The organism is Tepidamorphus sp. 3E244, from assembly GCF_046159835.1.
Lineage (GTDB): Bacteria > Pseudomonadota > Alphaproteobacteria > Rhizobiales > Tepidamorphaceae > JACKJK01.
Genome location: NZ_JBJXCY010000003.1, coordinates 1 through 11,434 on the forward strand (window position 1 = coordinate 1; position 11,434 = coordinate 11,434).

At 58.0% G+C, this 11,434-nt stretch carries 10 protein-coding genes, 1 tRNA gene and 1 pseudogene; 5 read left to right on the forward strand and 7 right to left on the reverse strand.

Annotation, left to right across the window (positions count from 1 at the left end):
• Together ACKTEK_RS15225 and ACKTEK_RS15230 are read right to left on the reverse strand one after the other, a co-directional pair.
• On the reverse strand, window positions 1-986 hold a 986-nt coding region (locus ACKTEK_RS15225; protein ID WP_409166307.1), incomplete at its 3' end, for a 4Fe-4S binding protein.
• A 160-nt stretch (window positions 987-1,146) separates the two neighbouring features.
• Window positions 1,147-1,821, reverse strand: a complete 675-nt coding sequence (locus tag ACKTEK_RS15230; protein ID WP_409166175.1) for an FMN-binding protein — start codon at window positions 1,819-1,821, stop codon at window positions 1,147-1,149.
• Between the two features lie 312 nt (window positions 1,822-2,133).
• Here ACKTEK_RS15230 and ACKTEK_RS15235 point away from each other — a divergent pair, with 312 nt between their 5' ends.
• The 4 genes from ACKTEK_RS15235 to ACKTEK_RS15250 are packed head-to-tail and all read left to right on the forward strand — an operon-like array spanning window position 2,134 to window position 6,685.
• Window positions 2,134-3,369, forward strand: a complete 1,236-nt coding sequence (locus tag ACKTEK_RS15235; RefSeq protein WP_409166176.1) for a nucleotidyltransferase — start codon at window positions 2,134-2,136, stop codon at window positions 3,367-3,369.
• Window positions 3,366-5,111 carry a ThiF family adenylyltransferase gene (locus ACKTEK_RS15240; protein ID WP_409166177.1) on the forward strand — a complete coding sequence of 582 codons (1,746 nt, stop codon included), beginning with the start codon at window positions 3,366-3,368 and terminating at the stop codon, window positions 5,109-5,111. Before ACKTEK_RS15235 ends, ACKTEK_RS15240 begins: the two co-directional genes overlap by 4 nt.
• Before the next feature lie 13 nt (window positions 5,112-5,124).
• The gene (locus tag ACKTEK_RS15245) at window positions 5,125-5,577 is read left to right on the forward strand and encodes a Mov34/MPN/PAD-1 family protein (RefSeq protein ID WP_409166308.1); all 453 of its coding nucleotides are present in this window, start codon (window positions 5,125-5,127) and stop codon (window positions 5,575-5,577) included.
• A gap of 1 nt (window position 5,578) precedes the next feature.
• The gene (locus ACKTEK_RS15250) at window positions 5,579-6,685 is read left to right on the forward strand and encodes an SAVED domain-containing protein (RefSeq protein WP_409166178.1); all 1,107 of its coding nucleotides are present in this window, start codon (window positions 5,579-5,581) and stop codon (window positions 6,683-6,685) included.
• Window positions 6,686-6,775: 90 nt separating this feature from the next.
• On the opposite strand, the pseudogene ACKTEK_RS15255 reads toward ACKTEK_RS15250, so the two are convergent.
• The 3 genes and pseudogenes from ACKTEK_RS15255 to ACKTEK_RS15265 form a co-directional block, all read right to left on the reverse strand.
• Window positions 6,776-7,387, reverse strand: a pseudogene (locus ACKTEK_RS15255) (tyrosine-type recombinase/integrase).
• A 170-nt stretch (window positions 7,388-7,557) separates the two neighbouring features.
• On the reverse strand, window positions 7,558-7,809 hold the full coding sequence (locus ACKTEK_RS15260) for a DUF6552 family protein (RefSeq protein WP_409166179.1): 252 nt from the start codon (window positions 7,807-7,809) through the stop codon (window positions 7,558-7,560).
• The gene (locus ACKTEK_RS15265) at window positions 7,799-8,503 is read right to left on the reverse strand and encodes an SDR family oxidoreductase (protein ID WP_409166180.1); all 705 of its coding nucleotides are present in this window, start codon (window positions 8,501-8,503) and stop codon (window positions 7,799-7,801) included. Before ACKTEK_RS15265 ends, ACKTEK_RS15260 begins: the two co-directional genes overlap by 11 nt.
• Before the next feature lie 98 nt (window positions 8,504-8,601).
• On the opposite strand from ACKTEK_RS15265, the gene ACKTEK_RS15270 reads away from it, so the two are divergent.
• A complete protein-coding gene (locus tag ACKTEK_RS15270; RefSeq protein ID WP_409166181.1) occupies window positions 8,602-9,480 on the forward strand; it encodes a LysR substrate-binding domain-containing protein in 879 nt (292 codons plus the stop codon).
• 277 nt (window positions 9,481-9,757) lie between these two features.
• Here the strand turns inward: ACKTEK_RS15270 and ACKTEK_RS15275 are convergent.
• Both ACKTEK_RS15275 and ACKTEK_RS15280 read right to left on the reverse strand, forming a co-directional pair.
• Window positions 9,758-9,834: transfer RNA gene (locus tag ACKTEK_RS15275), tRNA-Arg, on the reverse strand.
• Between the two features lie 73 nt (window positions 9,835-9,907).
• A complete protein-coding gene (locus tag ACKTEK_RS15280) occupies window positions 9,908-11,431 on the reverse strand; it encodes a sensor histidine kinase (RefSeq protein WP_409166182.1) in 1,524 nt (507 codons plus the stop codon).
• Between the last annotated feature and the right edge of the window lie 3 nt (window positions 11,432-11,434).

Sequence of the window (11,434 nt, forward strand, 5' to 3'; positions counted from 1 at the left end):
AGACCAAACAGGCCCAGGAAGATCATGTATTTGATCGGCCACAGCCGTTCGTGCAGGCCCCAGGGCAGCTTGTATTGCGGGATCTTGAAATACTGACCGATCTTGTTGGTCAGTTCCTGCAGGGCGCCGAAGGGGCAGAGCCAACCGCAAAAGACGCCGCGTCCCCAGAACAGCAGCGATGCAGCGACCGAGAACCACAAGATGAAGATCAGTGGGTCCATCAGGAATGCGGACCAGGTGAAGTCGCTCATCGCCGCGTTGAAGAAAGCCAGCACGTTGACGACAGAAAGCTGCGCGTTGGCGTGCCAGCCGAGCACGACCAGCGTGACCGTCAGGAATGCGATGCGGAACCAGTAGACGAAGCGCTCGCTTCGCGTGACCTGCATCTGGAAGAAGAAGACGCCGGTCAGAACGATGATCGCGGCGGCAAGGATTCCGGCCTCGTAGCGCTTCTGCCACCAGATGCGTTTCCACAAGTGGCTCAGTTCGCCGGGGTCCGAGGCCGCATCCTGCGCAGCAGCACTGCCGTCATGGGCAGTCTTCGGTGTCTCCGACGGGATCGCTTCGAGGAAGCGGTCGGGAAGATTGTAGCCGAGATCGAAGGTGATGAAGGCTTTGTCGATCGCGCCGACCGCACGTTGCACCAGCAATTGCAGACGGAAGGGATCTGCCGGATCGAAACCGGCATCGGCGGGTATGCGGAACAGATCCAGTTCGGCAAAGGAGGGCGCATCTTCGGGCGCCAGCCGACCGAGGCGGCGGTGCATCTTGTCATGGAAACGGACGGAATTGTCGCCCTGGATCAGCTGAATGCGGTCGAAAATGCCACCGCGCACATAACCGGAACCCTTGAAGGAATAACGCCCGCGGCCAAGGACAAGTATGGCTTGTTCGCCGTCGCCCAGCCATTCGGTGAGATTGGCGTACTCGTCGTCGCCCAGCAGTGTCCGGCCGATCTCCGGCGCGCTGACGAGCGCCATGTGCATGTCGATGAATGTATCGCTGTCATCGCCGGGCTCGGGCCGTGCAATGGCGCGCTGATCGCCTGATGCGATAAAGGCCTGATTGACCTGGCCGACATCGAGCTTGAGCGTGCGGATCGAGCCGTCGCCTGCAAGCGTCTGCCAGTCGGAGACAGGAACATTATCAGTCTCGAACGGAATGATCCGCTTCCCCGGGCCTTCGGAAACCTTGTCCGCCTGCAGGCCGCCGAGGCCCAGTTGCCGCGCAACACGCTGCGCGCACGATTGAATCGTCGATGACCATGATTGTGACTGTGGCGCCGGAAACGATATCGAGATCATGCGCGGAACCGCTCGATTCCGCCTCCGCCACCAGATCGAGGCCGGTGTATTTTTCGATCACCGCGCGTATCGAGCTTTCCGGGATGCCCACAAGCACGATCGGCTCGGAGTGCTTGATCAGCCGTACGCCGGTGATCTTGCCGTCCGGATCTACGCCCATGACCACATGGATAGGTTTGCCCGAATACCCTGTCGTGGTGACGAAGTCCGAAGTCAGGAAGACGTAGCCGACAACATTGTTGCCCTTGCGGGCTTCATAAACAGGCAGATCAGCTCGCAGATTCCCGAGCGCATCGGCTTCCGGGACGATGTCCTGAAGCTCGACCTTGTCGATGAAATCGGAGATGAGGGGGGCGGCTGTCGCCTCCGCGGCAAGGCCAAACCAGGCAATGCAGGAAACCAGAAGGGCGCGGGTAATCTGCGCAATTGCGCAAGCCAGATCTCTAAACGACCCGCGAGGCGAATGCCCCTTGCGATAACTGCGAATGCGGTTGGTCGAATTTGGTTTCTGCGACATGCGGGTTGATCAGCTTGAGGAAAATTTCTGACCAACAATTATTGTCCGCGCTCTTCGCCTTCTTTGCAGAACTGCAAACAAGTTGGAGAAGCTATATAATTCCCTGATAGCGCCCTTGAAGCTTCAAATAATATCCGGGGCGTGGATCGTGAGCGGATGAAAATGGCTCGTTTGGGCGGGAAGCAGACATCTAACCAGAAGGATCGGTGGTCACAAATTTCCGTGAAGCAAATATGGACATAGTAACTTCCTCGCTGTTGAAATGGTCTCTTTTACCTGCCACTTTTTCTTCGGACAGAAGGGAAATGTGCGATGACGGTCACGATCACGAAGCAAGCGGAAGCATATTTGGAAGCTCTGGCGAAGACGCTTGAGATCCCACCAGCGCGTTACGAACAGGCGGAGAGGAGCTACAAGTCGCTCGGCAAGTGGCTTCATCGCGATGATTCCACCGTCAAGAACTATGGCCCCGACGTCTTCGTGCAAGGATCTTTCCGCCTCGGCACGGTCATCAAGCCTGAGTCTGATGGAGAAGAGTACGATGTGGATTGTGCCTGTTCACTGACAAAACTGACAAAGTCTAGTCTGTCCCAAGCTCGACTCAAAGAGCTCTTGGGAGAAGAAATTAAGGCCTATCGCGAGAGCAAGGGCATCCAAAAGGAGGTCCACGAGGGGCGTCGATGCTGGCGCTTGGAATATGCTGACGGCGCACAGTTCCACATGGATATCGTGCCGTGCATTCCGAACGCACAAGCTCAGCGATTGTTGCTTGAGTCTCGTAATCTCGACGCACGCTTTGCCGACACAGCGATCGCCATCACCGACAACGAACTTCCTGAGTTTTACGAAATCACTGAAGACTGGCCCCGTTCAAACCCTCGCGGATACGCGAAATGGTTCAAGTCCAGGATGGGAGATGCCTTCATCCGGCGGCGCCAGCAGGTGCTTAATGAAATGCGCGCAGAAGGCGTTACGGCCAGCGTTGAGGATATCCCGACGAACCGTGTTCGAACACCTTTGCAGTCTGCCATCATGATTCTCAAGCGGCACCGCGACATAATGTTTGCGGATGACCCGACCGACAAACCGATATCGATCGTCATCTCATCGCTGGCGGCTCACGCCTACGAAGGTGAGGATACGATTGGCTTGGCACTGCTGTCCATCTTGAGTCGTATGGAGAACGCCATCGAACACGATGGTGCGAAATACATCATCCGAAATCCAACCGACGCCCTCGAAAACTTCGCCGACAAGTGGGAGGATCATCCCGAACGCGCCCAGGCTTTTTTTCGTTGGCTAGCGCAGGCTCGGGAAGACTTCTCGTCTGCAGGGCGGTTGGTAGAATACCGTCGGATGTCGAGTGTCTTGGCAAGCCGCATGGGACGGGACATCACCGATCAAGCAAGCGATGCCGCTTTGCAGCCGACACGCCTTGGCAGTGCTGGGCTCCTCGGCAAGGCGACGGCAGCGTCAGGCACCGCAGCTCCAAGCGTCTCGTTCGCGGATGAACCTCGCACGCCGAAGAAACCTGACGGTTTTGCATGACTTGGTGGGTCTTTCAAAACTCGCGGCTCGTGATGGAAAAGGCGGCGCTCGCCGATCTCGAAGGGTGCGTGGATTGGTTGCGAGTCACCAGCTGGCAGGCCGACAGCGAGTTGGCGATGTGCGTGACTTTTTCGATCGCACATGGGGAAAGAGAGCTTGGCTTTCGGATGCGGTATCCGAGCGTCTTTCCCGACTCGCCACCCATGATCTTCACCGAAGATCAATCACGGATTTCATTGCATCAGTACGGTCCGGATGGCGAACTTTGCCTCGAGCACCGACCCGACAACTGGCATCCATCGGTTACGGGAGCAGACATGGTGGCCAGCTGCCAACGTTTGCTGGTCGAAGAGCAACCCGGTACTGGAGAAACCGTTCACGCCCGTACGGCGCATGTAAGCTCTCTAGGTCGAGATTTGCGTTCGAAATCTTGCAGGCTGCTTCTAAGCGAAAAAGACCTGCACGCTTTGAATAGATTGCCGGAACGCACCAAAAATACGTTTAGCTTCTCCGAAAGCAAAGCCGCATCCGTCTATATTGCATCGATTGAGCAGATCGGGCCAAAGGACGAACCCCTTTGGATCAGCGATCTGACATTACCTACGGGAGACGGTCCCGACGCGGGGACGGTGATTAGAGTGCCCGAAGCCGTTGCCAGCGGCGTGCGTTCGGTCGATGAGCTGAGGCCTCTGCTTGACAAGGCGGAGCTCCGAGAACTCCTCGGTGAGATAATTGAAACGGACGCTCTTACCCATTTGCTGATCGGGGATGGACGTGACTGGACTCTATTCTGGATCTTCGGAAAGGCCGCGGAACGTAAGATCATCAACTACACGACAGTTGTCGTGCCCCGGGATGGGCAGCGTCTGCCAGACCAGTTCGAGGTTCTTTGCGGGAAAAAGGCGGGGATTGTGGGGTGCGGCTCGATAGGATCGAAGATTGCCGCCAGCCTTTGCCGAACAGGTGTCGGCAAGTTCGTTCTCGTCGACGAGGATATTCTCTTTCCCGGAAACGTGGTCCGCAACGAACTCGATTTGAAGTGCGCCGGAATCCACAAGGCGTCAGGTCTCCGAGAACGTCTTAGAAACCTTGCCCCCGGCACCGATGTTCGGACCTTCCGAATGAGCCTTGGTGGTCAAGAAAGCGCCGCAAGCATGGCCGGTGCGTTGGAAGCACTTGGCGAGTGCGATGTGTTGATTGATGCTACCGCATCGCCCGAAGCGTTCAACATGATCGCATCCATCGCGACCCGTCGGAAAGTTCCGATGGTCTGGGCGGAGGTGTTTTCAGGCGGGATAGGTGGTTTGATCGCCCGTGCGCGGCCGGACTGGGATCCCACTCCCCTCGCTGCATGCGGACAGATCGAAATCTGGTGCAAAGACCAAGGTGTTACGTGGATCAAACCAGAAAACCCGGGGCGCTATGAAGGGCGGTCGCAGGGCGGAGTTCAACTCATTGCCGATGACGCAGATGTGTCGGTCGTTTCCGCACACGCGTCGCGCTATGCAATTGATATCCTGGTGCGACCGGAGGCCAGCATCTTTCCGATGTCAGCTTACCTGATCGGATTGTCTTCAGAATGGCTGTTCGATCAACCTTTTGACACCAGACCGATCGACCTGCAGCCTGATGGTGACTGGGGTGAGACAATGGACGTTACGGACCCCAAAACAGCATTGAAGATTTTCATGGAGCATTTGCCGCCCAAGGAAGAACCCGATGCAATTAATGTTGCCGAATGACGTCGTACGCACTATGCGGCGGCACCTCTTTCGTGCCGGTCGGCGTGAAATCGGTGGGATGGTGATGGGTGAAGACCTGGGCAATCAGAGGTTTCGGGTCGTCGAATTTTCGGTCGACACCAACAGCGGCACGAGTACCAGTTTTCATAGAAATGCGGAAGAACATGAACAGGCCCTGTCTGCATTCTTCGAGAAGACAGGATCAGATTATACGAGGTTCAACTATCTGGGCGAATGGCACAGCCATCCAAGCTTCAGCGTGCAGCCAAGCCTGCAGGACTCGCACGCAATGCAGGATTTGGTTGATGGGACCGGTGGTGTGAACTTCGCCATTCTCTTCATATCGCGGCTCAAATGGTATTGTCGGTTTGATTGCAGCGCGCACCTTTTCGTTCAAGGCCATGCACCAACTGTCGTTGATGTCGCCATGAGCCCTCGGTCCACATACAGTATGGAAATGGACTGACTTGCTAAAGCGCCTTCTCGAAAACTTCGCCCTCAAAGCGATTGATTGGTGGTTCCGCGTCAAATCGATTGAGCGGTTCATGATCGGCGGCTCACTCGCGCTGATCACCTCTGTTTATGCCGGTCCGCGGCTAATAGAAGTCATACTGAGAGCGGCCTTGGGCGCTGTTCCGGAAGGTTTTCTGAGGGCGCAACGCACCTTGGACTTGGTCGATGGATGGATCCTAGCAATCTGTACCGTGCTCCTGCTCGTAGGAGTTGGTCTCGCGGTGTCACGATATCGTTCTGATGCAAAGGTGCGATCAAAGAAGCGCAACGTCGTCATCGAAGCGCGGGGCTTGCGGGATGACGATGGCAATCCGCTGGCCGACGCAGTTGCAAACGATCATGAAGGTGCCGTTACGCCAATCATACTGGACCTACGCAACCGACTAGACGGGCAGGTCATCAAACCCGAGAACGCAATAGCGGATATAGCCGCCGCGCACCGCTCCGTTTTGCAACACAAGAAAGATGGCGATCGTGCAAGCATCACAACGATCTACGGCGGGCTGACTTCTGTGCCTTACACGTTCCTGACCGGGGTACTACTCGATGACGAGGGTGAGATTCTTACCTACGATTGGGACCGAGCACAGGAGGCTTGGCGGAAGATCGACGGCGAAGACGACGGCATCAGCTTTTCGGTGGATGATTTCAGGTCGGTGACAGAAGCGGAGGTGGTAGTTGCGCTCGGCTTCTCCTATCCGGTTACGGATGATGATCTGGCGACCACTTTCAACCTTCCAATCGTCCGATTAACACTCGAGAGCATGTCATCCGACGCGCATTGGTCACAGAAAAAACAGCGTCGGCTGGGGCAGGAATTCTTCGAAGCCGCCAAGCGCTTGAGCGCGAACGGCGTGAAGCGAATTCATCTGGTGTTGGCTGCCCCGAACAGCGTCGTGTTCACGTTCGGCAGGCGCTACGACAAACGAAACCTGCCAGAGTTGGTCGTCTACCAATACCAGCGCGGAGAGGTTCCAGCCTACCCGTGGGGTGTGCTGATGCCGGTTGCCGGGATCGAGCGGCCACGGGTGCTCTATTCAGAGGCTGTTGGTTCACTATGAGTTTCCATGGCGTTGTTCGTCTGCCAGAACGTTTTTGTAGACACATCGTTAGAGTCCAGTTTGGGCCGGTGTTTCCACCGGCCCGACAATTTAGATTTCGACGCTCTCTGAGATTGAAAGGGCGTGCTCTAGGTCAACGCCAAGGTAACGGACGGCGCTGTCCATCTTCGTGTGAACGAGCAAGAGCTGCACCGCGCGGTGGTTACCGGTCTTCTTGTAAATTTGCGCAACTTTGGTTCGCCGCATCGAGTGCGTTCCATAAGCGCTCGGTTATAGTCCGATTGAGCACACCCAGTCTTTCAGAAGGCGCGCCTACTGGCGCGTTGAGATGTGCGGTCGGTCATGGAAACGCCCCTGCCATAGATATTGATGACCTGACATAAGCGGATGTGAGATCCAATCGGCGAGCGATTGGCGGGTTCCGTCGGTGATCTCGAAGCGCACGGGTGTTTTGGTCTTGGTCTGCAAGATTGACGCGCGTTCCTTGACTGCTCCGGCAGCATAGATGTCGGCCACCTTCAGACGGACGAGATCGCAACCTCTCAGTTTGCTATCGACTGCCATGTTGAACAGGGCAAGGTCGCGGGTAGCACCGGCTAACTCGAGTCGGACGCGAATGGCCCAAACGTGTTTGGGAAGCAATGGTCTTTTCTGACCGACTATGCGCCCGTAGTTCCAAGCCCTCCGTGAAGGGATGACCATCGGCAGGTTTGAAGCTCACATAGCGGTTCCTCCGAACCGATCCCTCCACACCACACCGCTCAAGACATTCGAGCAGCATAGACTATGCCATTATCGGGTGGACCGCTGTGTCCAGATGGAGCCCATTCCTATTGAATGCTGCACAGTGCCCGAATGGCCGCTCTTGTGCGTCAGCCGCTTGCCATACCAGCAATCATCGCGCCAAGCGCGACAAGGTGGACAACCATCAGCGCCTTGTCGTTCCATAGCGCTCCGACGGCAAACCAACCCACGACACCGACAAGAAACAGGTAGAGGTTCCAAGGTGTCCAGCTAAGCCCCGTCGCGGTGTATCCCAAAATCTGAAGGGCGGATGCGCCCCACTTGACCGTGAAGATAAGACGTCCCCGCGGTGCTGCAAGAGCCAAGGCATCAGACTGCACGGGTCAACCCTCCGTCGATACGCAGGTTTTGTCCCGTCATGTAGCCACCATCTTCCGAGGCGAGCCAAGAGATCAGAGAAGATACCTCCGAAGCGGAACCGTACCGTCTCATGGGAATACGCGCTTTGCGGTCTTCTGTTTCGGGCAGGCTGTCTATGAAGCCGGGCAGGACGTTGTTCATGCGAATGTTCTCTGACGCATATTTGTCCGAATAGAGCTTCGTGAATGCGGCGAGCCCGGCCCGAAAGACTCCCGACGTTGGAAAAAGAGGGTCGGGTTCGAATGCGGCAAAGGTCGAGACGTTGATGATTGCCCCACCGCCCTGCTCCTGCATCAATGGGGTGACAAGCCGTGTCGGACGGATGACGTTCATCAGGTAGACTTCCATGCCTTGATGCCAGTCGTCGTCGCTGATTTCGAGAACCGGTCCCTTAGGGCCGTGGCCAGCAGAGTTCACCAAGACATCGATACGGCCCCAACGATCATTCGCACCATCGACCAAGGCGTTCAGCGCTCCACCATCAAGGTTGGAGCCCGTCACGCCAAATCCGCCCAGTTCGCCGCCGAGCGCCTCTCCCTTACCGGACGAGGACAGGATGCCGACTTTGAACCCATCTTCTGCCAATTTACGGGCTGCATCCGCACCCATTCCGCTGCCGCCAGCTGTAATCAGCGCTACTTTTTCTACTGCCATCTTGAGCATCCCTTTACAGTTTTGGTATACATATTGGACTATTTGAGGAGTTTCGATTGAGAACTGATATTATTTGACAGTAGAAATACTATTGCAGAATGACCGAACTTCCCCCACTCAACAGTTTGCGTGCGTTCGATGCCGCAGGCCGCCGCCTCAGTTTCCGCTCAGCAGCGGAAGAACTGGGCGTCACGCAGGGGGCTGTTGCGCAACACGTGCGCCAACTCGAAGCGCAACTTGGTGTGGTCTTGTTTGAACGGGTGCCGAAAGGCCTGAGGTTCACATCGGTCGGGCGCAGCTACCACAACAGGATTGCAGAGATTTTTGCCGACCTTCGATCCGCAACGGCAGAGCTGAAGCCAGAGCCAAACAAGGTCCTTATTAGCGTCACTCCGACCTTTGCTGCGAAGTGGCTGATCCCCAACCTACCAGACTTCACCTTTGCACACCCGAACATTGATTTGCGGATCATGGCGACCGAGAAAGTTTCCAGCTTCCACAGCGACGGGATAGACCTTGCAGTGCGCCAAGGATCGCCGCCGTTCGGCGCGTCACTGGACGTAACCCTAATGTTCAGGCAATCGCTCATCGCAGTCGCCGCGCAAATGTTTGCGGACGAGGGCGATACCCCTCCTGAACCAGAAACGCTCAGCAAACTGCCGAAGATCCATGACACCCATGACCTATGGCCCAGCTATCTTGCGCAACTGGGCGTAAAGGACCAATCAGCTCGGCACCTTCGTCTGAGCCAAACGTCGCTTGCGGTCGATGCAGCCATCGCCGGGCAAGGTGTGGCCTTGGTGAGCCGGTTTCTGGTGACCCATGACCTCGAAGCAGGCCGTCTAGTCGAAGTTGGCCCCGCTTGGGACGCGGACAGAAGTGACTTCTATGTCCTCATGCCGCGAACCGCCAAGAACAAGCGGTCGGTGACCAACGTATTGACGTGGCTCAAGTCGCGCTCCGCGCCAGATACCTGACGCCTTGGATCAAAGCGGCCATTCCGATCATTCGGACGAACAATGGCAAGGTCCGCATTGCAGTCATCTAGGCAGTGTTCTCCCGTAATTTCGATCAAAGGCTGCTTTTGGAAAACATCCTAGATACGATTAAACGTCCGCACGGGGGCGAAGACCGCACTACCCAATTCCACATCGCAGCCCAATCACGAAAGTGCGAAATCGATCCAAGCGCTGACATTCTGCTGACAAAACTCTGCCGGCAGATTCCACGATTCAGCTAAGTCATTGAGATAATTGGCGCGCCCGAAAGGATTCGAACCTCTGACCCCCAGATTCGTAGTCTGGTGCTCTATCCAGCTGAGCTACGGGCGCGCGGAGGCCGTTGTCTAGCGGGAGCCGCGCCGCATTTCAAGAGGCGAAATTGCGATTGGGGCTTTGCCTGCACCTAGCGCGACGGGTTGCGCGCGGCAGGCTCGCTTTCGCGCGCGCCCGACACCTGTCGGACGTTGCCGCGGGGCCTGGTGGCAGGTTGCTGCGGCAGCGTGAAGGCAAAGGTCGCGCCCTCGCCTACGTCCAGCAGGCGCAGTTCACCGCCATGGGCGCGCACGAGTTCGGCGGCAATCGCAAGGCCCAGCCCGGTGCCACCGGCGCGGCTCGACCCCTTGAAGGCCTGGAACAGGTTTTCGCGCGCACGCGGCGGTACGCCGGGGCCGGTGTCCTCCACCAGGACCGTGACCGTGTCGCCGGAGCGGCTGGCGGCGAAGCGCACGTAGTCCGCATCGGCGTCGATCTCGCCCCTGCCGACCAGCGCCTGGCGCGCGTTACGCCCCAGATTGATCAGCACCCGGAACAGCTGGTCGCGGTCGGCATCGACCACGAAGCCGGCCTCGACATCGTTGCGGAAGGATACGTCCTCGCCCTCGCCCAGCGAGAGCGTCTCGAAGACCTCGTCGACGAGCGCGCGCAACCGAAACACCTGCGGCTCCGGCGGCTCCTCGTGAGCGCGGCCATATTTCAGGGTGTTGGTGCAGAAGGCGACGGCACGGTCCAGCGTTGCGATGAGGCGCGGCGCGAAGCGCTGCACGGTCGGGTCCTCAACCGCGCCGACCCGGTCGCCGATCAATTGCGCGGACGAAAGCAGGTTGCGCAGGTCGTGGTTGATCTTGGAGACGGCGAGGCCCAGCGCGGCGAGCCGGTTCTTCTGCTGCAACGTTCCGGCGATCTGGCGCTGCATGGCCTCCAGCTCACGCTCGGCGATGCCGACCTCGTCGCGGCGCCCCGAGGGGCGGATGATGTTGCGCCCGTCTTCGGGGTTTTCGCTGAAGGCGACCATCTTGCGCGTCAGCCTGCGCATTGGACGCACCAGCAGGGCGTTGAGGCTGAGATAGACGAGCGCTGCCGTGACCACCGAGATGAGGATCGAGAGCGTCAGGATGTTGGCGGCATAGCGGAACATGGCGCGGCGCAGGGGTGCTTCGGCGATGACGAGTTCGACCATCTCGCCCTCGCGGGTGTCACCGGTCACACGCAGGATGCGGCCGGGCGGCGCCATCAGGGTTTCGATCGCCTCCATGATCGCGGGCAAGACGTTATAGCCGGACATGTCGACGTCCTTGTCGACATTGGCGGGCATGTCGGAGACGGCGAGAAGCTGGCGCATCCCGTCGTGCTTGAGCGCCAGCGTCAGCCCGTCGAGGGAGGCGAGGATCTCGCGCTGCAGGTCTTCCGGCACCATGCCGTCGGGCGCGGCGTCAAAGACGTTGGCGGCGAGCTTGGCCTGGTTGAGGCGGTCATCGAGCCAGTTGAGGCGAAAATTGGCGATCGAAGGGACGAAGATGAGCACTTCGGAGAGCATGACGAAGAGGATCGTCAGCCCCAAAAGCTTCGCCGACAGCCCGAGCCCGCGCGGGGCGCGCGGCTCGACCAGGCCGGTGTCGTTGTCGTCAGCGATATGCACGTTGTCCGGCACGCC

What these genes read in the sequence shown, in the direction of transcription:
- ACKTEK_RS15230 (WP_409166175.1), bottom strand. Translation starts at nt 1,821, where the DNA reads ATGTCGCAGAAACCAAATTCGACCAACCGCATTCGCAGTTATCGCAAG.
- ACKTEK_RS15235 (WP_409166176.1), top strand. Translation starts at nt 2,134, where the DNA reads ATGACGGTCACGATCACGAAGCAAGCGGAAGCATATTTGGAAGCTCTG.
- ACKTEK_RS15240 (WP_409166177.1), top strand. Translation starts at nt 3,366, where the DNA reads ATGACTTGGTGGGTCTTTCAAAACTCGCGGCTCGTGATGGAAAAGGCG.
- ACKTEK_RS15245 (WP_409166308.1), top strand. Translation starts at nt 5,125, where the DNA reads ATGCGGCGGCACCTCTTTCGTGCCGGTCGGCGTGAAATCGGTGGGATG.
- ACKTEK_RS15265 (WP_409166180.1), bottom strand. Translation starts at nt 8,503, where the DNA reads ATGGCAGTAGAAAAAGTAGCGCTGATTACAGCTGGCGGCAGCGGAATG.
- ACKTEK_RS15270 (WP_409166181.1), top strand. Translation starts at nt 8,602, where the DNA reads ATGACCGAACTTCCCCCACTCAACAGTTTGCGTGCGTTCGATGCCGCA.